25 protein-coding genes are annotated in these 21,958 nt (G+C 59.1%); 8 read left to right on the top strand and 17 right to left on the bottom strand.

Annotated features, from left to right (window positions below; translation table 11 throughout):
• Positions 1–12 precede the first annotated feature (12 nt).
• The 9 genes from UCMB321_RS29335 to UCMB321_RS29295 form a co-directional block, all read right to left on the bottom strand.
• Positions 13–504: a hypothetical protein gene (locus UCMB321_RS29335; RefSeq protein WP_052451391.1), complete on the bottom strand. Its 492-nt coding sequence runs from the start codon at positions 502–504 to the stop codon at positions 13–15.
• Between the two features lie 19 nt (positions 505–523).
• Entirely contained in the window at positions 524–1,648 is a 1,125-nt protein-coding gene (locus UCMB321_RS29330; protein WP_040072149.1) for a beta-ketoacyl-[acyl-carrier-protein] synthase family protein, read from the bottom strand.
• Between the two features lie 66 nt (positions 1,649–1,714).
• Positions 1,715–2,398 (bottom strand): hypothetical protein, encoded by a 684-nt coding sequence (locus tag UCMB321_RS29325; protein ID WP_040072148.1) that lies wholly within the window; start codon positions 2,396–2,398, stop codon positions 1,715–1,717.
• A gap of 9 nt (positions 2,399–2,407) precedes the next feature.
• Positions 2,408–3,847 carry a class I adenylate-forming enzyme family protein gene (locus UCMB321_RS29320; protein WP_052451390.1) on the bottom strand — a complete coding sequence of 480 codons (1,440 nt, stop codon included), beginning with the start codon at positions 3,845–3,847 and terminating at the stop codon, positions 2,408–2,410.
• Positions 3,844–4,119 carry an acyl carrier protein gene (locus UCMB321_RS29315; RefSeq protein WP_052451389.1) on the bottom strand — a complete coding sequence of 92 codons (276 nt, stop codon included), beginning with the start codon at positions 4,117–4,119 and terminating at the stop codon, positions 3,844–3,846. Before UCMB321_RS29315 ends, UCMB321_RS29320 begins: the two co-directional genes overlap by 4 nt.
• Positions 4,120–4,144: 25 nt before the next feature.
• A complete protein-coding gene (locus tag UCMB321_RS29310) occupies positions 4,145–5,401 on the bottom strand; it encodes a cation:proton antiporter (protein ID WP_052451388.1) in 1,257 nt (418 codons plus the stop codon).
• A 105-nt stretch (positions 5,402–5,506) separates the two neighbouring features.
• Positions 5,507–6,685, bottom strand: a complete 1,179-nt coding sequence (locus UCMB321_RS29305) for an MFS transporter (RefSeq protein ID WP_040072147.1) — start codon at positions 6,683–6,685, stop codon at positions 5,507–5,509.
• Positions 6,682–7,095, bottom strand: a complete 414-nt coding sequence (locus tag UCMB321_RS29300) for a RidA family protein (protein ID WP_040072146.1) — start codon at positions 7,093–7,095, stop codon at positions 6,682–6,684. Before UCMB321_RS29300 ends, UCMB321_RS29305 begins: the two co-directional genes overlap by 4 nt.
• Before the next feature lie 490 nt (positions 7,096–7,585).
• On the bottom strand, positions 7,586–7,927 hold the full coding sequence (locus tag UCMB321_RS29295; RefSeq protein WP_040072145.1) for a hypothetical protein: 342 nt from the start codon (positions 7,925–7,927) through the stop codon (positions 7,586–7,588).
• 241 nt (positions 7,928–8,168) lie between these two features.
• Between UCMB321_RS29295 and UCMB321_RS29290 the strand changes: the two genes are divergently transcribed.
• Positions 8,169–8,723 (top strand): hypothetical protein, encoded by a 555-nt coding sequence (locus UCMB321_RS29290; RefSeq protein ID WP_040072144.1) that lies wholly within the window; start codon positions 8,169–8,171, stop codon positions 8,721–8,723.
• 34 nt (positions 8,724–8,757) lie between these two features.
• Here the strand turns inward: UCMB321_RS29290 and UCMB321_RS29285 are convergent, their stop codons facing one another.
• The 7 genes from UCMB321_RS29285 to UCMB321_RS29255 all read right to left on the bottom strand — a co-directional run bounded on the left by UCMB321_RS29285 (position 8,758) and on the right by UCMB321_RS29255 (position 14,760).
• Positions 8,758–9,075 (bottom strand): cytochrome C oxidase subunit IV family protein, encoded by a 318-nt coding sequence (locus tag UCMB321_RS29285; RefSeq protein WP_040072143.1) that lies wholly within the window; start codon positions 9,073–9,075, stop codon positions 8,758–8,760.
• A gap of 21 nt (positions 9,076–9,096) precedes the next feature.
• Complete coding sequence (locus tag UCMB321_RS29280) at positions 9,097–9,816, bottom strand: heme-copper oxidase subunit III family protein (RefSeq protein ID WP_040072142.1); 720 nt, start codon at positions 9,814–9,816, stop codon at positions 9,097–9,099.
• A 4-nt stretch (positions 9,817–9,820) separates the two neighbouring features.
• Positions 9,821–10,513, bottom strand: coding sequence for a cytochrome c oxidase subunit 3 (locus UCMB321_RS29275; RefSeq protein WP_040072141.1), 693 nt, complete (start codon positions 10,511–10,513; stop codon positions 9,821–9,823).
• Positions 10,510–12,285, bottom strand: coding sequence for a cytochrome c oxidase subunit I (locus UCMB321_RS29270; RefSeq protein ID WP_040072140.1), 1,776 nt, complete (start codon positions 12,283–12,285; stop codon positions 10,510–10,512). The genes UCMB321_RS29275 and UCMB321_RS29270 overlap by 4 nt, the downstream gene beginning before the upstream one ends.
• A 41-nt stretch (positions 12,286–12,326) precedes the next feature.
• Positions 12,327–13,808: a cytochrome c oxidase subunit II gene (locus UCMB321_RS29265; RefSeq protein ID WP_040072139.1), complete on the bottom strand. Its 1,482-nt coding sequence runs from the start codon at positions 13,806–13,808 to the stop codon at positions 12,327–12,329.
• A 231-nt stretch (positions 13,809–14,039) separates the two neighbouring features.
• A complete protein-coding gene (locus UCMB321_RS29260) occupies positions 14,040–14,318 on the bottom strand; it encodes a hypothetical protein (protein ID WP_040072161.1) in 279 nt (92 codons plus the stop codon).
• Positions 14,319–14,361: 43 nt separating this feature from the next.
• Positions 14,362–14,760, bottom strand: coding sequence for a carboxymuconolactone decarboxylase family protein (locus UCMB321_RS29255; RefSeq protein ID WP_040072138.1), 399 nt, complete (start codon positions 14,758–14,760; stop codon positions 14,362–14,364).
• A gap of 276 nt (positions 14,761–15,036) precedes the next feature.
• Between UCMB321_RS29255 and UCMB321_RS29250 the strand changes: the two genes are divergently transcribed.
• The 4 genes from UCMB321_RS29250 to UCMB321_RS29235 all read left to right on the top strand — a co-directional run bounded on the left by UCMB321_RS29250 (position 15,037) and on the right by UCMB321_RS29235 (position 18,457).
• Positions 15,037–15,747 carry a phytanoyl-CoA dioxygenase family protein gene (locus tag UCMB321_RS29250; protein ID WP_052451387.1) on the top strand — a complete coding sequence of 237 codons (711 nt, stop codon included), beginning with the start codon at positions 15,037–15,039 and terminating at the stop codon, positions 15,745–15,747.
• Between the two features lie 78 nt (positions 15,748–15,825).
• The gene (locus UCMB321_RS29245; protein ID WP_040072137.1) at positions 15,826–16,881 is read left to right on the top strand and encodes a type IV toxin-antitoxin system AbiEi family antitoxin; all 1,056 of its coding nucleotides are present in this window, start codon (positions 15,826–15,828) and stop codon (positions 16,879–16,881) included.
• A complete protein-coding gene (locus tag UCMB321_RS29240) occupies positions 16,869–17,747 on the top strand; it encodes a nucleotidyl transferase AbiEii/AbiGii toxin family protein (protein WP_040072136.1) in 879 nt (292 codons plus the stop codon). The genes UCMB321_RS29245 and UCMB321_RS29240 overlap by 13 nt, the downstream gene beginning before the upstream one ends.
• A gap of 122 nt (positions 17,748–17,869) precedes the next feature.
• Complete coding sequence (locus UCMB321_RS29235) at positions 17,870–18,457, top strand: acyl-homoserine-lactone synthase (RefSeq protein WP_040072135.1); 588 nt, start codon at positions 17,870–17,872, stop codon at positions 18,455–18,457.
• Between the two features lie 64 nt (positions 18,458–18,521).
• Here the strand turns inward: UCMB321_RS29235 and UCMB321_RS29230 are convergent, their stop codons facing one another.
• Positions 18,522–19,178 (bottom strand): autoinducer binding domain-containing protein, encoded by a 657-nt coding sequence (locus UCMB321_RS29230; protein ID WP_209437223.1) that lies wholly within the window; start codon positions 19,176–19,178, stop codon positions 18,522–18,524.
• 552 nt (positions 19,179–19,730) lie between these two features.
• On the opposite strand from UCMB321_RS29230, the gene UCMB321_RS29225 reads away from it, so the two are divergent.
• The 3 genes from UCMB321_RS29225 to UCMB321_RS29215 are packed head-to-tail and all read left to right on the top strand — an operon-like array spanning position 19,731 to position 21,957.
• Positions 19,731–20,219, top strand: coding sequence for a PhzA/PhzB family protein (locus UCMB321_RS29225; protein WP_040072133.1), 489 nt, complete (start codon positions 19,731–19,733; stop codon positions 20,217–20,219).
• Positions 20,220–20,239: 20 nt separating this feature from the next.
• On the top strand, positions 20,240–20,728 hold the full coding sequence (locus UCMB321_RS29220) for a PhzA/PhzB family protein (RefSeq protein WP_040072132.1): 489 nt from the start codon (positions 20,240–20,242) through the stop codon (positions 20,726–20,728).
• A gap of 26 nt (positions 20,729–20,754) precedes the next feature.
• Positions 20,755–21,957, top strand: a complete 1,203-nt coding sequence (locus UCMB321_RS29215) for a 3-deoxy-7-phosphoheptulonate synthase (RefSeq protein ID WP_040072131.1) — start codon at positions 20,755–20,757, stop codon at positions 21,955–21,957.
• Position 21,958 lies beyond the last annotated feature (1 nt).

Here is a 21,958-nt window from a genome sequence, read left to right as displayed (position 1 = left end):
CGAAGGGAACAGTCACAAACAAACGAGCTGGGTTTCGACCTCGATCGCACGATCGGGGCCGAACTCGGCACGGCACAAAAACAGGTAGTCGGCCTGGCCGCTTTGCAGCCAGTGCTGCGCCAGGCTGTCGGCAATGGGCCGGGCCGTGGTTCCGGGCATCGTCAGCACCAGGGTCGGCCCCTGGAAGCCGTACCGGGTGCAGCAGATGGAGAGCGGCGCGCCGGCATTGGCGTTGATGAAGTCGACCGGGGAAACACGGCTGCGCGTCTGGATATCGCTGACGATCCTGGCGGTCAGGTGGCTTGGAAAGGCGCTCCCGTACTGGATCATGCCCACATTGCGCCGATGGGCATCCAGTGCACCGAGGTGGCGCTGCTGCAAGGCGTTGACGCTCTCCAGCACACTGAAGACCAGGGGATCCGCACTCTTGAGGCCACGACGCAGGGTTTCGTCGAGATCCGAATAGGTCAGCGAGTTGGCGTTGCTGATATCGATTGTTTTCATCTCAGATCCTCGGGCGGCCTTATTGGTCAAAGCGCTGGAACACCAGGGCGGTGTTGAAACCGCCAAAACCGATGGTCAGACTCAGGCCCACATTGCCGCGGGTGCGGGCCGGCTTCTGGATCGGCAGGTCGAACTCCAGATCCGGCAGCGGTTGCTGCAGGCCGAAAACCGGAGGGACACTCTGGGTCTGCAAGGCCTTGATCAGGGCAATGGCCTCAAGGGCGCCCGTAGCTCCCAGGGTGTGCCCGAAGGCGCCCTTGGTCGCGAAGACCAGTGGGTGGTAATCGCCGAAGTACTCGTTGTAGGCGGCACTTTCGACCCGATCATTGGTGTGGGTGCCCGAGCCGTGGGCATTGATGAGGCTGACCTGGTTACGGCTCAGGTCGGCCTCCGCCAGCGCGCGATCCAGCGCCAGGCGAATGCCGGCCCCCGTCTCATCCGGTGCGGTCAGGCCGGCGGCGTCGTTGGAGGCTCCGCATCCGACCAGATAGGCATAGGGCTTGTGCCTCTCCAGACCTTGACGCTGCAGCACGACAAACCCTGCCCCCTCGCCGAGCAGGGTGCCGTCGTGGCTTTGATCGAATGACTTCAAGGTGGTCGAGGAAAGCGTGCCCAGCGCGGTGTGTGCCAACCGCTTGGCATCCCCCAATACGTCGGCGCCCCCGCAAACGCACAAGTCGGCCTGTCCCGAGCGAATCAGGTGGGCGCCCAGCAGAATGGCATCGGAGCCCGACGAGCAGGCGGTCGACAGTGCCAACGGAGTCATGCCGACCCGGGCGCCCACTTCATCGGTCCATTGGTGCAGGGGATCCTGGTGGAACTCTTCGCTATCGAGCCGGTAACCCAGGCTGGTGCCGATGATCAGGAAGGCGTGCGGATTCGGCGTTTGCACATCGATCCTGGCGTCGCTCAGCGCAGACTTGACGGACTGCGTGGTGAGTTCGATCAGTCGCGCCTTGCGGTCGGGGTTGCCGACATCCTCAAGGTAGGCGGCACGGTCATTTTTAAGCCGTAATTCACTGGGCAGCGGCCGTATGCCTGACTGCCCGTCGAGCAGACGCTCAGTGACGGCATCCACGTCGTCACCCAACGCGGTGTTCCATCCCAGACCCGTAACAACGACGACGTTTGATCTGATGTCCATGATCGCGACCTCATACCTATTGCGCAGGAGTGAAGAGTTGCCAGCCCCAGGGCTGAGCAACCGATTTCAATTGAAAGTTCGTTGAAACTCGTCGATCGGCTTGCCGCTGACGGGCGACGGGTAGAAGTTGTCTTCAATGTGTTTTCCCTTGAGTTCGATATGACGAACAAAGGGTTCTTTTTGAAGCCACCGCTCGCTGTGAATGAAGTGCGGTGCGATGTCGGCGGCATTGAAGCCTTCAAGTTCGCCGGGATGGACAACTTTGCGTCTTGGCTTGTCCAGTACCTGGGCGTAGGCGGACACGTCGAAGTAACGGATGCGTTGCTCCCTGACCACGGCGTTGATGCAGTGCCAGCGCTGGGGTAGATACAGATAGTTCACGAAGATGTTGCGCACGGCGTAGACACGCTCGCCGGTTATGACATGCAGCAACGTTCCGGCGACATCCGCCATTTGCGAACAGAAACAGGGCAGACGGCTATGGGGCTCGAGCATGGCCTGAAGGTAGTCATCCACACACAACGTGGCGATGACGTTATCGCGGTAATGTTCATAGCGCTCTATGTGCTGCGCCCATTCGTCTTTCGGGTACTTCAGGCGAACGATCTCGGGCGCGTAGGTTTTGAAGACATCGGGCTCTTGCAGGACGTGACACAAGGTCAAGGGGACGTTGGCCATGATGTCTTCAATCGAACGAAGATCGTGTAGCGCGATGACTTGCCGGGCCAGTGATTGGGTATGACTGTTCATGAAGGATCCTTACTTGTGGTTCGTCATGCTCAGGGCGTCGCGATGCAGCAGCGCTATCGCCAGCGGCCGCTCATAGTGTTTGAGCTGTTTCAGAAGACGGGTCTTGAAATGGTCGCCCTGGTTTTCCTGAACCACTTCCCGGTCAACGGTCAGTTCCAGTTGAAATCCCGCCAGCACCGAGGCGTCGCTGACCACTTCGGTTCTGCAGGCCAGAACACCGGGTACGCGCTTGCACATCTGCTTGATCGCGCCCAGGTTCACTTTTTCATCGCGGATGACGATGAAGTCCGAGTTGCGGCCTTTGAAGTACAGATAACCTTCATGATCCTGGCTGAAGATGTCGCCGGTTTTCAGCCAACGCTTGCCGTCCCGTTCGATGATCGGTGTGTGGCTGTCCTGACCGATCTTCTTGGTCAGCAAGGTATCCGAGCTCACCAGCAACTCGCCTTCGAGGCTGTCCTCGCTCGGACGCAGGAGCATGACCTGGGTACCGTCCAGAGGCAGCCCGACCGAACTCAGCCGCTGGGCCGACACCCGATGCGCCGCGCAAGTCGACACCCGCGGACCGGCTTCGCTGATGCCGTAAGTCAGGTACAGCTCAAGCCCGGGATTGACGGCCATGCAATGGCTCACCTCCGCCGCAGCGGCGAGGTCGCCACCGACAGTGAGCAGACGCAGGCACGCTGGGAGGGGCTGTGAATGGGCGTTGATCTGACGCAGCAACACCGGCGTCACGGAACTGGCCGTGATGCGATGTTCCTGGATGTCTTCCAGGTAGGTGGGCACCAGAAACGGAGGGCCGCTGATGACCAGGTGCGCGCCCAGTTCCAACGCCGCGATGGTCTGGGCGACCAGTGCCGTCGAGTAGTACATCGGCAGGTTGACCAGAATGCGGTCAGTGCGGTCGAGGCCGATGCTGCGGGCATGGCGCAGCGCGTTGGTCTGCAAGGCGCTGTACCAGTGAACGCAACCGCTGCTGAAAGCCCGTGACGTCCCTGAAGTGGCGATGACGACCTGGCCCGGTTGTGTGACCGGCAGCGGCGCGTTCGGCACCTGTCCGACCTGCCAGCGCCCAAGGTCCTGCGCCTTGCTTATCCCGTAGCCGGCCCAGGCGGCTTCATGAGTGGCCGACCGAACCAGTGCGCCGGCGCTGAAATCCCCGATCATTTGCGCGATCCGCTCCCCGGGGGTGGTCGGGGCGATCAAGGCCGGGACATATCCGCTGTTCAAGACAGCCGCAAACATGGCCAGCAGATCGGGGCTGTTGGGGAGGGCGATCAGTACCACCTGGCCCGCAGGCAGCGATTGGACCGCCCAGTACGCCAGGTACTCCTGATAGCGTCGGCCCGCATCGACGCGCTCGCCCACACTGGCGGTGGTGGAAATATTTTCCAGTTGGCCGGGAGAAATGAAGTCTTCTCTTTGCCCGATATTGACGAGGCTGTTCATTGTTGCAGCGCCCCGGACTTTTCAATGATGAAGCTGGACAAGGTGTGCACGCTGAAGAAGTGCTCGGGCACGAACTCTTCTTCATCAATCTGGATCTTGAACTCCTCTTCACACTGGAACTTGAGTTCGATGAAACCGATGGAATCAACACCCACTTCCGATGCCAGGCCCGCGGTCTCATTGATTCCCGAAATCGGAATGTCCAAGTCGAGACGCTCGGAGATGATTTCCTTGATCTTATTGGCTACAAGAATGGCATTAAGCTGAGTCATGTTTAGCTCCACAAGGGTCATTGCATCAGTTGAAGTTTTTTTCCGCGATGGCGGGTCGGGCAAATACTCGGGTGTTGCGTTGCGTCACTCGACGAACCAGGGGCGTGGTCGTTGCCGTGACGATCAGCGCCACGGTCACCAGCAGGCTATAAACAGTCGGGGAAATAAGGTGCAGTTCCAGGCCGATGGACAGTACGACCAGCTCCATCAGGCCGCGGGTATTCATCAACGCCCCCGTCAATGTGGCATCGCGGTAGGAGAAGCCGCTGTGGCGAGCGCCGATGTAGGCGCCGAGAAACTTGCTGACGAAGGCCGCGACCAGAAAGATCAGCAACCACTGGAGTTCCACCGCATTGCCGGCGGTTGTCAGTGAGGTCTTGAGCCCGGCGCTGGCGAAGAAGACCGGTAGCAGGAAAACCCTCAGGAAACCGCCGATCTGCCGGTTCCAGTACTGTGCGAAACCCGGGGCGCGGCTGATCATGGCGCCCGCCAGCAAGGCGCCGATCCCGGCGTGCAGTTGCAGGTGCATGGTGATCCAGGCACTGGCCAGCAGATAGCACAGTATCCATGGCAGGTGTCGCGGATAGTCGGACGCGTCAAGTCTGGCCAGCATCCGCTCGACCCATTGCAATGACAGGGCGATGTAGCCGGCAACCCCCAACAGCAGGCAGAACCCGAACAGCGCAACCCGTTTCAGGTCGTGGTGAAAGGCGGCGAATACAATGACGGCGCCCAGGGCGAGCCAGCCTGCAATGTCGGTCAGTACGGCGGCCCGAAGCGTGACAACCACCGCCGGCAGATGGCCGATCCCCAGGTCCTCGACGATGCGAATCATGACAGGGAGCGCGGACACGGCCAGCGCAATGCCGCAGAAAACGATGAAGGACGGCTTGTCGAAACCGGGCGCCAGCACGGGATGTGCGTACCAGGCCACAACGATGCCCGTGATAAAGGGCAGCACGAGACCGGCAATGGCCACTCTGAGCGCAGACTTGTTTTCCTGATGATTGCGATGACTGTCGCCCGGAGCGATATGCATGCCCACTTCAAACATCAACAAGACCAGTGCCAGTTCGGCCAACGTACTGATCCAGCTAATGTTTTCGGCGGCAAACAACGAAGACTGTACACCCAGTGATTGAAGGAACGGCTGCAGGAAAGTGGGGCCCAGCAAAATGCCTGCGGTAATTTCTCCCACCACCCGGCATTGGCCTATGCGTTGTGCCAACCCCCCTAACAACTGGCTGACGAGCAGAATCGCCAATAATTGCATGGTGAACATAACAGTCATCTCCAGTAGTGCGGATGCATGGGCACAACCAGACGCATAACTTTCCGTCTGGCAAGCTAAGTTATTTGGAGCAGGGGACGTCTTGTTACGCTAACGCTATTTGACAGTTTGTATATTGAGAGAGGTGTTTTTGTTATTTTTCCAGGTGATTGCAAGACCCATCGCCGTCACGATGAACGCGCTTATACAGATGCCACGCCACCCTGATTGTTGGTAAATATAACCGGCCGATAATGAACCCAGGGCACCCGCCGCGTAATAACAGAACATGTAGACGGCAAACAAACTGCTGCGCAAGTTGGGTTCAAGCCGAAGTGCCCGGGTCTGATTCGCGACTTGCGCTGAAAAGCAGCCCAGATCGAACAGAACGACTCCGATCACCAGCCCCGAAATGGAATGGGGAAACAGGTACAGGATCGCCACGCCCCCGAGCACCAGCAACAGCCCCAATGTAATGACGGCGCGACTCCCGATCTGATCTGCCAGGGCACCGGCGTAGCGGGCCATCAGCAGTCCGGCAAGCCCGGCCAGGCCAAACAGCCCGGTGGCGGTGGGGTCAAGGTTGATCGGAGCGGCCTGCAAATGCAGCATCAAGGCGACCCAAAGCATGCTGAAGACAAAGAACCACGCCCCACCCACCATGACCGACTCCCTCAGGAGGGCGTATCGCCCCAGCAGCCCCGGCAGGCTTGCGAGCACTTGTCGATAGGCGGTTTTTCCCCGGGGCGGGGAAGAAGGCATCGCCACCCCTCCCGCCACCGCCAGCGTCAGCATCAGGACCGCGGTGCACATCAGCATGTGTTGCCAGCCCCTTGCCTGGGCGATGGCTCCTCCCACGAACCTCGCCAGCAGAATGCCTGCGCTGATTCCCATGGTTATGGTGCCGACCGTGCTGCCTTTTTCACTCAACTGAAAACCCAGTGCATTGAGTTGAATGGCATTGGTCGCCATCATGCCGATCACGATGCAGGCCAGGAAAAACAAGGCTGGGGATGTGCAAAGCGCGGCAAGCCAGATCGCGGCGCCCAGTATCAGGAATTGCCAGATGATCTGCGTGCGCTTGTCGAACACATCCCCCAGAGGAACGATCAGCAATATGCCGAGCATGTAGCCGATCTGGGTGCTGGCGGCGATGAGCCCGGCACTGGACACGTCGATCCCCAGGGTGTCGGCCACGGCAGGCAATACCGGTTGCAGCAAGTAGTTGCTGGCCATGGCTGTTCCCGCGGCCACGGTGGCAAAAACTGTAAAGAAGGGCGATAGGCGGGCGTTCATGCTGACTCCGGGATATGGGCGGTCTGTTGACGACAGGCCACGACTTCCATGGCAACGATCATCTTCCGCTCGGGGAATGGCAGCACGTGAAGCAACGTGAAGGCCGGCCGGATGTCTTGAAAGTACTCTCCATGTACGGTTGCGGCTTCCTGCCACTTATCAATCTCGGTCAAGTACAGGCGACTCTGTATGACATCTTCAAGTTTGAAGTTTGCTTGTTCGAGAACTCGAGAGATGTTTTCAAGCACTATGCGTGTCTGTTCGGCAACACCTGTCGCGGTTATTTCTCCGTTGGAATCCAGAGGGCCGGTCTTGGATATATACAGTGTGTCGCCAACTTCGACTGCACGGGAGAAGCCAAACACTGCTTCCCATTTTGAATGAGAGGAATGCAATTGCCGGAGACTCATTTCAAGCACTTCCTTGGCTATAGGGCAGAGCGAATATAGGCGAGCCCCAGAGCGGATGTCTAGTGAAAAAAAGCCCCGACAATAAATATTTTCTACATTGTATCTTGCACAATTAAGCATATTAGTTGGTATATGTAAGAACATCTAAACTATTGCAGCGCCCTCCAATAGTGCCGCCCACGCACCAACAAGAGGCATTTGTTTTCGGATCAGATACGCACCCGGCAAGTACCGGACTCAATATGCAAAGAACGGCCTAAACATCAGAGAGAACAGGGTGTGGTGTCGCGCAGGTCCGCGCTAATTTGTGAAGGCAGGCTGTGATGTTGCAGTTTGTTTTCAATAACCCAATATCCACTTATTGGGAATGTGTTGTAGTTAGTTAGGTTAGAGCCCATCAACCCTGCGGACGGCCAAGCATCGGCACGACGTTGACGGGCTCCCGGACCGGGCTCATTCACCTGTCTGGCTTTTCCCCTTCGCCGGGGAATCAACCCAACTGATCGATCATCACCGCGTTGGTATAGATCAGGCTGCCGTCGCTCGCCCGATGCCCGACCAGGTGGAACTGGCCGCGCTGGTCACCTGCGCTCAAATAGACGCGCAGCTGGCAATCGGACAAAGGGCCGCATTCCTCAGGCGTGATCAACTCCATGGTGGTCATATCTACATCGATCATCACTTCGGGCTCGTGGGTCTGCTGCAGATGTTCTTCGGCCTCCTCCATACGCAAATGGTCGTCGTCATTGACGTGGAAATGGATCTCCCCCATCGGGATGGACCGTTGATCGCTACTGGCTTTGCACCAGCTTTTGATGGTTAAGGTGTTCATGGCGAGAAACCTCCTGGGGTAGTCGCTGCGGGGACGACCCGACCTCTTATTAGATTCTAGACAACCGGCAAGGAACCGCTACGGCCTCCGGGCGGCCAAGGCGTTGCAAAGGCGGGTGCTATACTTTTTGCGTGACAGTGAGCGTGCAAGGTTATCCAGAGAGACAGGATAACGATCTGGAATTTCAGATAACGACTGCAGAAAACGGGGACCCCTGCGGATAGCCGGTAGGAGGTGACTCATGAACCGACACTTTTACATCAGCGATAATCTCGACGACCTGGAAACCGTTGAAAGCGAACTGGAAACCAGTGGTATCAGTACCGAACAGATTCATGTGCTCAGCGATCGGGATGCCGACGTGGAACAGCATCACCTGCATGATGTGAACTCATTCATGAAGCAGGATGTTGTCCGTTCTGGCGAGATTGGCGCGGTCATTGGCGTACCGCTAGCCGCCTTGGTGCTGGGGGGCGCCTATCTGGCAGGCTGGACCGAAACCGCGGCAGGCTGGATGCCGTTCGTCTTCCTGACCATCGTGATACTGGGCTTCTCTATCTGGGAAGGCGGCTTTTTTGGTATCCAGGTGCCCAATGCCCACTTCCGCAAGCTGAAAGAGCGGGTAAAAGAGGGCGAGTATATTTTCTTCGTCGATGTTGAACCCAATCAGGAGTCGACCCTGGATCGGGTCATCCAACATCACCCACAGCTGCAAGCGGCCGGTAGCGGCCCAGCGGCGCCCCATTGGATAGTGGCCTGGCTGTATCGATGGCATCAGTTCAAGCGAACGATATAGGACGCTGTTCGAGTACGCCGGAGGCGGAAGCCTGTCATGGCCCGAGGAACACTCCACGGGTGAAGAACACGTAGTCCGCCTCTGCCACCATCAGTCCTACCAGCACCAACAGGCACAAGGGCGGCACCAGTATGGCGTAGACCATCGCCAGGCGTTCCCAGGCCATGTGCATGAAGACGGAGACGATCAGGCCGGCCTTCAACAACATCAGCACCAGAATCAGCGACCACCTGAAGTAGCCCTGGAAGTGAAAATAATCGACCAGATAGGACAGGGTACTGAGTACGAACAACAATCCCCAGATCTTCAGGTACAGGCTGAGTGGATGTTGTTGACCTTGTGCATGCGCCATCGCCAGCACTCCTCTACCGACTCACCATAAATAGAACAACGCGAAGATGAACACCCACACCAGGTCCACGAAGTGCCAGTACAGCCCGGCTATCTCGACGATCTGATAGTTTCCGGAGCGCTCGTAGTCTCCGCGCAAGACCTTGAATGCCACGATGGAGAGGTAAATGACGCCGGCTGACACGTGCAGCCCGTGGAAACCGGTGATCATGAAAAAGCTCGCGCCAAATTGCGCGGCCCCCATGGGGTTCGCCCATGGGCGAACGCCTTCGGCAATCAGCTTGCTCCACTCGAACGCCTGCATGCTGACGAAGGTCACACCGAAGGCCGCGGTCGCCAGCATCAGGGCAGCGCATTTAGTGCGTACACGGCGATAGGCGAAATTCACCGCCATGGCCATGGTGCCGCTGCTGCTGATCAGCACGAAGGTCATGATCGCGATCAGGATCAGCGGGATTTCAGCCCCGCCGATGGTCAAGGCAAACACGTGGCTGGGGTTCGGCCAGGGGACGGTGGTGCTGATGCGTACCGACATGTAGCCGGTCAGGAAACAGCTGAAGATGAAGGTGTCGCTGAGCAGGAAGATCCACATCATCGCCTTGCCCCAGGGGACCTGCTTGAACGCGTCCCGATCCGAGGACCAGTCGTTGGCGATGCCCTGCCATCCCGGTACCAGCGTATCGGGTGGGGTCAGCGGTAAGGACAGGCCGGGGTCTTCCGGACCTGCTGGGGGCGATGCCATGGCTTCACCTCAGACCGCAGAATGCGGCGATGTTTTCATAGGTTTCCGGCGTGCTGGTCAGCAGGGCGAAGAGGACGATCCAGACGCCCAGCAGGTAGTGCCAGTAGATGGCGCAGAGCTCCACGACGGGCGCCAGTTGCGACAGCGGAACCCGTCGCAGGAACCGGGCACCGACTCGACTCCAGGCCACCAGGCCACCCAGCAGGTGCAGCCCGTGTACGCCGGTCAACAGGTAGAAGAAGCTGTTGGCCGGATTGCCGGAGACGAAATAGCCCCAGTCGACGAACTGCTTCCAGACCCAGAGTTGTCCCCCCAGAAAGGCGATCGCAAAAACGCCGCCCAAGGCGAAGCCGAGGGTGGCCCCATTCAAGGCACCGCGCCGGGCGGCCACCCGCGCCCACTGCAGGCTGACACTGCCCAGCGCCAGCAGGATCGTGTTCAGCCAGAGCGGCCTGGCACTGGCCAGCGGCGCCAGCGGCTCGGTCAGAGGCTGCCAGTCCGCCACTTGTGAGCGCGTAATGAAGGCCAGCAGCAAGAGAAAGAACAGCGAGGTCACCACACCCAAAAACACCCGCAGGCCCACTTTGGCGGTTTTCGCCCGGTCGATGCCATCCGGCGCCCGGGTGTCGTCGGGGGGCTGGTGCCAGCGACCTCCGCTGTCGCCGCCTGCGGTGTCTTTCAATAGTGGCCTGTTCATGGTCCTTCGCCCGCCGTCCTGGCCTGCGCGGTGCGCTGCCTCATCTGTTCCAGCGCTTCGGCGGAGACCGTCTGTGGAACGAAGTCCTGCTCTATCCCGGGCACGCTGTAGTCATAGGCCCAACGATGCACGACCGGCAATTTCTCGCCCCAGTTGCCGTGTACCGGCGGGGTGTTCGGTGTCTGCCATTCCAGGCTGGCCGCGCCCCAGGGGTTTCCACCGGCCGGTTTGCCCTTGAAGGCACTCCAGAACAGGTTGAAGAGGAACAGCAACTGGAACACGCCGACAATCAGTGCGGTGATGGTGATGAACGCATTCAACTGCTGCGCCGACTGCGGGATGAACTCGTAGTTCGGATAGCTGTAGTAGCGGCGCGGCATACCCAGCAGCCCCAGGTAATGCATGGGGAAGTAGATGCAGTAGGTCCCCAGGAAGGTGACCCAGAAATGCAGCTTGCCCAGGGTGTCGTTCAGCAGGCGCCCGGTGATCTTCGGAAACCAATGATAGATCGAGCCGAAGACCACCAGTATCGGCGCGACCCCCATGACCATATGGAAGTGGGCCACGACAAAGTAGGTGTCCGACAGCGGGATATCCACGATCACGTTGCCGAGAAACAACCCGGTCAGGCCACCGACCAGGAAGGTGAGGATAAAGGCCAGGGCAAACAGCATCGGCACCGTCAGGTGAATGTCGCCATGCCATAGGGTCAGCACCCAGTTGTAGACTTTCAGCGCGGTCGGCACCGCGATGACCAAGGTGGTCACGGCGAAGAAAAAGCCGAAGTACGGGTTCATCCCACTGACGTACATGTGGTGCGCCCAGACCACGAAGCTCAACACACCGATGGCGATAATGGCCCACACCATCATGCGGTAGCCGAAGATGTTCTTGCGCGCATGGGTGCTGATCAGGTCGGAGACCAGGCCGAACGCCGGGAGGGCGACGATGTAGACCTCCGGATGGCCGAAGAACCAGAACAGGTGCTGGAACAGTATCGGGCTACCGCCCTGATGCGCGAGCTGCTGCCCCATCGAGATGATTCCCGGCATGAAGAAGCTCGTCCCCAGCAACTTGTCGAACAGCACCATCACCGCGCTGACGAACAAGGCGGGGAACGCCAGCAGCGCCATGACCGAGGCCATGAAGATGCCCCAGACGGCGAGCGGCATGCGGAACAACGTCATGCCGTGGGTGCGGGCCTGCAGCACGGTGGTCACGTAGTTCAGCCCGCCCATGGTGGCGGCCACGATAAAGATCGCCAGCGACACCATCATCAACACGATGCCCGCTGTGGAACCCGGGGTGCCCTGGGTCATGGATTGCGGCGGATAGAGTGTCCAGCCCGCCCCGGTGGGCCCGCCCGTGACGAAGAAGCTGGCGAGCAGCACCAGCACCGAGACCAGGTAGAACCAGTAGCTGAGCATGTTGACATAGGGGAAGACCATGTCACGGGCGCCCACCATCAGCGGAATCAGATAGTTGCCGAAGCCGCCCAGGAACAGGGCCGTCAACAGATAGATCACCATGATCATGCCGTGCATGGTTACGGCCTGATAGTAGGTACCGGCATCCATGAATGAGAGACTGCCGGGAAACCCGATCTGCATGCGCATCAGGTCGGACAGCACCAGGGCGATGACGCCCACGAACATGGCCGTCAGGGAATACTGGAGGGCGATGACCTTGTGGTCCTGGCTCCAGATATAGCGCGTGATAAAGCTCTTCGGTTCGTGCAGGACCGCTGCTTCCGCGTGCTCCACATAAGCCATCAAAACATCCTCCGAACGAGCGTGGGAGTGTTTCCGGCTATTTACTGCGGCGACTTGCCTGGTTCCACCTTGCCGGTATCAGCGTCGACATTGCTTTTCGACTTGATGAAGGCGACCAGAGCATCCAGTTCCTTGTCACTGGGGGTAAAGACCGGCATGACCGGGGGATAACCCTTGACCCTCCTGGCAGCAGGCGTGAGAACGCACTCCTTCAGATAGGCCTCGTCGACCTTGACCTGAGTGCCATCCACCAGGGTTTCCATCTTGCCGTACAAGCCCTGCCAGCTTGGGCCGACAGCCTGGCTGCCATCCAGACTGTGGCAGGCAAGGCAGCCCATCGATCCGGCCAGCCGCTGTCCCTGCGCCACCCGATCATCACCTGGGCCTGCCGCTTCGCTCGCCGGGACTTGCTCCTTCTGCCCCGCCGCACTCAGCGATTTGATGAAGGCCACCACGGCGCCCAGCTCATCTTGGGTGAAAGTATAGGCCACCATCACCGGCGGGTAGCCTTGGACCCGTCTGGCCGTGGGCTCGAGGATGGCCGACTTGAGGTAGGTCTCGTCGACCTGAACGCGGCTGCCATCGGCCAGCTGTTCCGTGCGGCCATACAAGTCCTTCCAGCTCGGGCCCAGGCTGGCGCTGCCATCCTGGCTATGGCAGGCGCGGCAGCCATGGCTTTCGACCAGCTGCCGGCCTTTTTCCAGCAGGCTGTCCCGGCTGGGCGTGGCGGCGCTCGCCAGGGTCTGGGCAAACGTCGGTTGGCTGGCGAGCCATCGATCGAAAGCCTCCTGTTCCTCGACGATCAGATGACCCCGCATGTTGTAATGACCCAGGCCACAGTACTCCAGGCAAAGGACTTCGAACTTGCCGAGTTTGGTCGGGGTAAACCAGAAGTAGGGCACCATGCCCGGCACCATGTCCATATTGGCGCGCATCTGCGGAACATAGAAATTGTGTATGACATCTTTGGAACGCAGCAGGACTTTTACCGGCCGATTGATGGGCAGCCGAACTTCATTGTTCAGGACGAGTACATCGTCCTGTCCCGCGGGATCATTGCGGTCAATACCGAAGGGGTTGGTGGCGTCGACCCATTTGACATCCGACTTGCCGAACTTCCCGTCGCGGCCGGGAAAGCGAAAGGACCACTGCCACTGCTGGGAGACCACCTCGAGCTCGATAGCGTCTTTCGGGACCTGGATGAAATCGTTGTAGACGATCAGGCCGGGCGCCAGCATGCCGATGATGCCCAGCGAGGTGACGATGATCAGCCACCCTTCCAGCTTCTTGTTTTCCGGCTGGTAGACCGCCCGGGAACCTGCCCGGTGACGGAATCGAAATACCGCGATCGCCATGAATACCGTGATGGCGATGAAAAAGATTCCGGTAATGATCAGGGTGATCAGCAGTGTGGTGTCTATCGATCCCCAGTTGGAGGCAGCCGGAGTCAAATGCCAAGGCGCGAACAGGTGGAACAGGACTGAGGCAACGACGACTAGAACTAAGATGATTGCTATCGCCATTTTCTCTTCATCCTGCGCCTGTTGCCCTGTAGTCATGCGAACGCAACGGCGCCAAACCGCAGCGTTACGTCACTGACTCATCCACCTCCCAAGCCTGTTGGAAAATTGCCTCTATCCCCAGGGCAAATTTCATAAAAGTATAGTGCGCGTCAGGAGACCTGCGGCACCGATTCACAGACAGGGTGGGCCAGGGGGCTTGGACAGACGGAAAACCTATCATCCCAACACAGATCAGGGGGCATCGTTCCCGGATACCGCTCCCGCCTGGGGCTCGTTGCCGAGCAAGGGGGCGGTTTCCACCTCCAGCATCAGCAACACCATTTCCGTCAGCTCGGCGTCGGACTTGCGTCCCGCATAGAGGTCATGGAGCGCTTTGGCGAAAGGAATGCGCAGGTCCTGGTTCTCTTCGCGGGCGGCATCGCCGTATTGCATGAGTTCGCCGATGGCGCGCATCACCGCCGCTTGCCACCGAGCGGTGGTCCGAGGACCATCGCTGGTGATTGCAATCAACTGATCCTTCGTCAGCTGGCGAAGGGCGGGTTCGCGCAACGGCTTATGCGGCCTTGGGTTGCGAGTGATCTTTGACATACCGGACGATACTCAGTGTTTCCTGCCGGAATTGCTCGTAGTCGAGCTGCTGGGCGTTGATAAAGGTGCTGCCCATCATGGTCACCGCCCCCATCAAGCTGGCTTCGGAAATTTCCTCGTCGCTCGCGCCAAACAAGCGCGCGGCTTCGGTATGGAACAGGGCGCAATACTTGCAGCGGGTCGCCCCGGACACCGCCAGACCAATCAGTTCCTTGTACTTATTAGGGATTTTGGTATCTGCCAGCCAAAAGTCCCGGGCCACCCCCCAGAATCCGCTCGCTCCGCCTGCCGGCATCTGCTTGATCCACTCCGGTACCACACCAAGGGTCTGTTCAATTTCTCGATAAGTATCATTAATGGCCATCTGACACCTCCTGACCTCTCTGGAGACATCTGCCTCAGAGGTAGAACCAGTTTAGTTCGCCGGCGGCCAGGCCAGGGCCGGCAGCAGGAAGACTCCGGCAATAAATCCCTAAATATCGTAGAAACAATAAGATGGAGTTAGATTTTTTCGGAGCAATGACGTACCGCTAGGTACCTGGGGTTATCAGGCGTGCAGATTTTTTTGCTGAGATGCCAGCCTAGGCTTAGCTCCACAAAAGCAGAAAATCAATCGGTCCCTTTTCTGGTCGAGGAAGCTATGACTGACCGCGAGCAACTCCATCGAGATGGCTATGTACTGCTCCGTCGCACAATCCCGGCCGAGTGGCTGGGTGACCTTCGCGCCGCGTTCGATGCGGGCGTGAAGCCGTCGAGCCAATGGCCGGTGCCGCGTGGCATGGACTGGCGCCATTCGCTGTTGGACTTAGATTCGAAGGTTCAGGCGGTGTGTCGTCTGCCGGAGGTGCTGGCAGTGGTGGGTGAGTTGATCGGAGAACGGTTCTTCCTCTCGCAAGTGGAGGGCCGCGAGCCCCTTGCCGGTGGCGGGCATCAGCAGCTGCACCGCGACTTGTCGGCCCAACGGCCTGGCGACACAGTGAACGCCCTGGCCTATTTCGACGATTATGGCCCCGAGAACGGCGCAACACGTATCGTTCCCGGCAGCCATCGCCCTGGGCAGGGAGAGCCGCCATTCGATTTCAATGACGAGTCCCGCTCCGTGCAGCTTTCAGGCTTCGCGGGCGACATCCTGGTATTTGATGCCGATCTGGTGCATGCCGGCAGTCTGAACCCAATCGGCGCACGCCGTCGCTCCGTCCTGATCAGCTATTTTTCGGAGCCTCTATACGCGTCACACCTGGAAACTGTGAACCTGCGAAATATTCGGATGGACACGAGCGATCGGTTCGATCCCTCGGATGTTGTATGCCCAGCGTGCACCTTGAAAATCGACTCCTTCAGCAACCGTTGAAATGAGTAGAAATGGTGAAATTTTGACTTATTTCACTGAATTAACTAATTTCAACATACGCTGAAATATGGGTTTTCTATGAAAGAGATGATCGTTCAAGCCCACGAAGCCTTGCACCAGCTTCTGAGGCAGGTACCAATCATTGAGATCGAAAGCCTGGGGCAGAACGTTACCGAGGCGAACCACGCTGCCGACCTGCTCGCACACATCAGAACGGCGAAAATGGCACGTACATTGGTCTGCGAGGTGCTGACCAACGGGCAACCGCGACACGTACGCACCGCCCTGCTGCAATTGCATGAACACATTGCCCACGAAAAAACCGCTATCCCGGTACTTATAGCCCCCTACCTGTCACCTGCGGCCAGAGTGATGTGCCGCGACAGGCAGGTGGGGTTCCTCGACCTGCAAGGCAATGCCTGGATAGCGTTCGACGGGGTCTTTATCGAACGCCAGGTCACCGACAAACCAGCCACCGAGCACCGGGCGCTCAAATCGTTGTTCAAACCCAAATCGGCACAGCTCCTGCGCGCCATGCTGCGTGAGCCAGAGAAGGCATGGCGAGTCACTGAGCTGGTCGAGGCTACCGGCGTGAGCCTGGGGCACGTCAGCAATGTACGAACAGCCCTGCTGGATCGGGAATGGGCACGGACCACAAGCTCAGGTCTGTATCTGTCTGCCCCCGACGAGTTGCTGGACGCTTGGAGCTCAAGCTACGAAGCACCACTTGGCGAGCGGAAGCGCTTCTATAGCCCCTTGCATGGCGCCCTGCTGGAGAACGCAGCACGCCACGTGTTCAGTCAGGATTCAAAGGGCCATGGGTGTTTCTCTTCGTTCTCCGCTGCGAACTGGATCGCCCCTTACGCCCGGATCGGCACATGGCATTTTTATGCCGATCACCAAGGGCTGGAGGTGCTGAAAGAGGCGCTACAACTAACCCCAGTTACCAAAGGAGACAATATCGTCATTACCTTGCCGAAGGATAAAGCCCTACTCTTCGATACGGTTGAGCCCTCGCCCGGTGTCCTGTGTACCGACCCTGTCCAAACCTATCTGGATCTTTCCATCGCAGGGGAGCGCGGACAAGAAGCCGCCCATTACCTGCGACAGGAAAAATTCAGATGGACCCAGTGATACCGCAAGAGCCGCAATCCGCAGCCGACTACGATGACCGGACCACCTACGCAGTCAAAACCGTACTGGTAGAGATCGGCCAGATCCTCGGCAGCTTCCGAGGCAAGTTCGCAGTTATCGGCGGCGCCGTCCCCTGGCTGCTGCTTGCCAATGAGGACATGCAGCATGTGGGAACGCTGGATATTGACCTGAGCTTGGATGCCGAGGCATTGGGCGATGGAGAGTACGCAACATTGATCGGTACGTTGATCGGGCATGGCTATCAACAACGTAGCGAGCTAAGACGGTTTCAACTGAGCCGCCAGATCACCGTTCAGGAGGGCGATGCTCCCATTGATGTGATCGTAGACTTTCTAATGCCTCGCGATGCCGAGATCGTGCGCAACGTACCACCGATTCTGAGTGACTTCGCAGTACAGCGTGCCGATGGCGCTGACCTGGCAATGCGTTTCTACCAGATGGTGGCTATTGAAGGTCCGATGCCAACGGGCGGTAAAAACCGCGTAGAAATCGCAGTGTGTTCCATTCCCGCACTACTGGCGATGAAGGGCTATGCGCTGGCTGGCCGACACAAACAGAAAGACGCCTACGACATCTACTATTGCGTTCGAAACTACCCCGATGGCATTGGGGCGCTAGCTCGCGAGTGTCGCCCGGTATTGGAGCGGGGCAGTGGCGAGCAGGGCTTTCGGTACATCGCCGACAAATTCGACGCAGTCGAAGGTTATGGACCCACCTCGGTGCGCCGGTTTGTCGAAGACACGCAGATCCTGGGCGAACGAACACCTGATCAATGGCAACAGGATGCATTCGGACAAGTGGATGCGCTACTGCGCGCGCTGAACTTGAGAAGTAACTCGACCTGAATCATTCGGGCGGCCCCAGGGACCAGGTTCGCCCCCCCTACCAGATCTGGTAGGTGCCAACCCCCCAGCGCTTGCTCTATATAAATCGACGCCCGCCGTCCTTTATCGATAGAGAAGCCCCTATGCACATGGAAGAGCACACCCTGTCCTCAATGAGCGACAGCCTGCGGTTGTCACTCGGCCAATACCGCTATCAGCAGTTCGTCGAGAAGCTGGGTTGGCAATTGCCCCTTCCCCCGGATGCGCCGGGTTGTGAATGGGACGCCTATGACCACGCCCAGGCCCGCTACCTGCTGGCGCTCAACCCGGCCCGCGAGCTGATCGGCTGTGCCCGGCTGATTCCCACCACCGCGCCCAACCTGCTCGACGGGGTGTTCGGCCACACCTGCGCCGAAGGCGTGCCGGCCAGTGCCTTGATCTGGGAAATGACGCGCTTCACCACCTCAACCCCGGAGTTGGCCATGCCCTTGTTCTGGAAGTGCCTGGAAACCGCGCATCACGCAGGCGCCGAATATATCGTGGGGATTGTCAGCAAGATCATGGAGCGCTACTACCGGAAAAACGGTGTCCATTATGAACGCCTCGGCGCAATGATCCGGCACCAGGATGAACAGATTGTCGCGATACAACTGCCAACGGAGCGTAAACGTCACTTCAGCAGTCTTGCACCAGCGTTCTTTGTGCCCGAGGCGCTAAAACAAATCGCCTGATAATCCGGCCCCTGTTGCAGAACAGGCCTGACAACCCTGTTCCACAACAAAGATCAAGCCTGGGTCATATATAACCCAGGGCAACAGCATAGGTCACCGCCTGCACCCGGTTACTGGCGCCGATCTTGCGCTGGATATTCTTGTGATGGTAATTAACCGTATCCGTGCACACGCCCATGATCACACCAATCTCTTCTGACGTCTTGCCATCCGCCGTCCAGCGCAAGACTTCGCTTTCCCGCTCGGTAAACGCGACTTCATTGTCCTGCACCAACGCACCCTCCAGTTCCGACAACTTGGCATAGGCCGCATCGGCAAAAGCTTTGGTGATGGGTGCCAGTTCCGTAAACTCCTCGGCGCTGATCTTCTTGTCTTTACGCGCCAGGCTCAGCAACCCCACGCGACCGCGTGCGTTGAACGACGGCTGGGCCAGCCCATGGCGCAAGTGCGAGTCGTTGGCCTCAGACCACAGGCCAGGGCTGCCCTTGAAGATGTCGTCGCTCCACAAGATCGGCGTCGAGGACAACCGGCTGTGCTTCACCGTGGGGTCGATCACCGCGTAGTTCATGGTTTGGTAACGCTCCACCCACTCCACCGGGTAGTTGCTGTAGAGGTGGGTTTTCGGCCGCATGAACGGCGTGAGGCTACACATGCCGTAGGCATAGAAATCGAATTTCAGATCAGTGATGGCGTTCAATGCGATGCCAGTAAAATCCTCCATGTTCATGGCTTTCGCAAAAAGCGAATAGAAATAAATATCCCAGACCCAAAGCTGTGCTAAGTCCATTTTAGCTATCCAAGATGAGAATCGGTTTGTCATCCTAGTCCAGCTGATCATCCTGTCAATGGGGGCATCCGTAAAAAAACCATAACCATTCGAACTAACTATAGAGCAACCTCTTTTAAATTTAGTGAGTGGCTATTTGCAACTGTGACACCGTTCACTTGCCGCTGAAACCGTACGTCTAGAGCTCTATCCCAAGGGCGCGCGAAGGTTAAGCCGGACGTAAAGGCTTCACACCTACGAAATCTGGTAGCTTAACTTTTCCAATCGCCCCCCTGTATAAATCCCCTCCGACAAGTTTGCTTCAACAGCAACGCACAGTCACCCTGTGACCGAACGGTATTATTTATTACATAGCGTTTACCTCTTAACCCCAGTTCTCCAGGAACTGGTCAGTTATATAAAAACGCCTTGATAGTTCGCCGTCATGAAAGTGTCTTTCAGTACCGAACCACCCGGCTACTTGAACGTGCCCAAAGGAACATGAGCATGCCCACTACCGCGATCCAGACAGGATTTGCCGACGCCCCGGAATTGCGGCGCAAGAACCGCGCCACCGTCGAGCAGTACATGCACAGCCACGGTGCCGCGCGCCTGCGCCGACACGAACTGTTCACCGAGGACGGCAGCGGCGGCTCCTGGAACACCGCCAACGCCACCCCGCTGGTCTTCCACGGCCACGCCATGCTGGCGGCCCTGGGCGTCTGGCTGGACCAGTGCTTCCCGGACTGGCAGTGGCACAACATCCGGATCTTCGAAACCGCCGACCCGAATCACTTCTGGGTCGAAAGCGACGGGCGCGGCACCGTCAACCTGCCCGGCTACCCCAAGGGCTATTGCGAGAACCACTACATCCATTCCTTCGAACTCGAGAACGGCCGGATCAAACGCAACCGGGAGTTCATGAACCCCTTCCAGCAACTGCGCGCCCTCGGCATTCCCGTGCCGACCATTCGCCGCGCCGGCCTACCCGCTTAATCCACAAGAGAGGCAAGACCATGTCCAATCCAGACCAACACGATGGGTTCGCAAACAGCACCGAGCTTCGCCGCAAGAACCGCCAGGTGGTCGAGCAGTACATGCACACCAAGGGTCAGGCCCGCCTGCGCCGCCACGAGCTGTTTACCGAAGATGGCAGCGGCGGCCTGTGGACCACCGACACCGGCGCGCCGATTGTCATTCGCGGCAAGGACAAGCTGGCCGAGCACGCGGTCTGGTCGCTGAAGTGCTTCCCGGACTGGGAATGGTATGACATCCGCATCTTCGAAACCGATGACCCGAACCACTTCTGGGTCGAGTGCGAAGGCCACGGGCAGATCCTGTTTCCCGGCTACCCGGACGGCTACTACGAGAACCACTTCCTCCATTCCTTCTCCCTCGAGAACGGCAAGATCAAGCAAAACCGCGAGTTCATGAACGTGTTCCAACAGCTCCGGGCCCTGAACATCCCGGTGCCCGAAATCAAACGCGAAGGCATACCCACTTAAGACGGCACTGCGCCAGGGGTCTCATCATGGAAACGATTGTGCGACGGGTTCTGGGTTGTGAAGCACTGCAACAACCCCAGTGGAGCGATCTCTCACGCCTGAGGGACGTGCAGCAACACCTGAGAGACAGCCAGTCCTTGATCAGGGCACAGGACATCCTGGCCCTGCGAGCGCTCCTGGCGCGGGTCGCCGAAGGTGACGGCAAGGTCATCCAGTCCGGTGACTGCGCCGAGGACATCAACGACAACCAGCCCGCCGCCGTGGCCCGCAAGGCCGCGGTGCTGGAGATCCTCGCCGGGACCTTCGGCCTGGTCACCCAGCAACCGGTGATCCGGGTCGGACGGATCGCCGGCCAGTACGCCAAGCCCCGCTCCAAACCCAGCGAGCGGATTGGCGAGCTCGAATTGCCGGCGTATCGCGGCGATATGGTCAACGGCCACGCCCCCCATTCGGACAGCCGCCGGCCCGACCCGCAGCGCCTGCTCAAAGGCTACCAGGCCGCCCGCGAGATCATGGAACACCTGGGCTGGCAGGAGCGGCTCGCCGAAGGTGCGCCCGGCGGCTCGCCGGTCTGGACCAGCCACGAGATGCTGCTGCTCGACTATGAGCTGCCGATGCTGCGCCACGACGCACAGGGCCGGACCTTTCTCGGTTCGACCCACTGGCCGTGGATCGGCGAACGCACCCGCCAGGTGGACGGTGCCCATGTCGCCCTGCTGTCCGAGGTGCTGAACCCGGTGGCCTGCAAGGTCGGTCCCGATATGACACCCGCGCAATTGCTGAGCCTGTGCGAGCGCCTGGACCCGGCCCGCGAGCCCGGCCGCCTGACGCTGATTGCCCGGATGGGCGCCGAGAAGGTCGCCGAGCGCCTGCCGCCGCTGGTGGAGGCGGTCCGCGCCACGGGGCACAAGGTCATCTGGCTGAGCGACCCGATGCACGGCAACACCATCCTCGCGCCCTGCGGCAACAAGACCCGCATGGTCGAAACCATCGCCCGGGAGGTCAGCGCCTTCAAGCATGCGGTGCTTTCAGCCGGCGGGGTTGCCGGCGGCCTGCACCTGGAGACCACTCCGGACGATGTCACCGAGTGCGCCTCCGATGCCGCCGCGCTCGACCAGGTCAGCCAGCACTACACCAGCCTGTGCGACCCGCGGCTGACACCCTGGCAGGCGATCACCACCGTGCTGGCCTGGAAGAACCCACCCGCTGCCTCCCATGCAACCTTTTGAC

The sequence above is a fragment of the Pseudomonas batumici genome (genome assembly GCF_000820515.1).
GTDB classification, from domain to species: domain Bacteria; phylum Pseudomonadota; class Gammaproteobacteria; order Pseudomonadales; family Pseudomonadaceae; genus Aquipseudomonas; species Aquipseudomonas batumici.
Note: the sequence above shows the minus strand (reverse complement) of the source record. Positions and strands in the feature narration are given on the sequence as shown.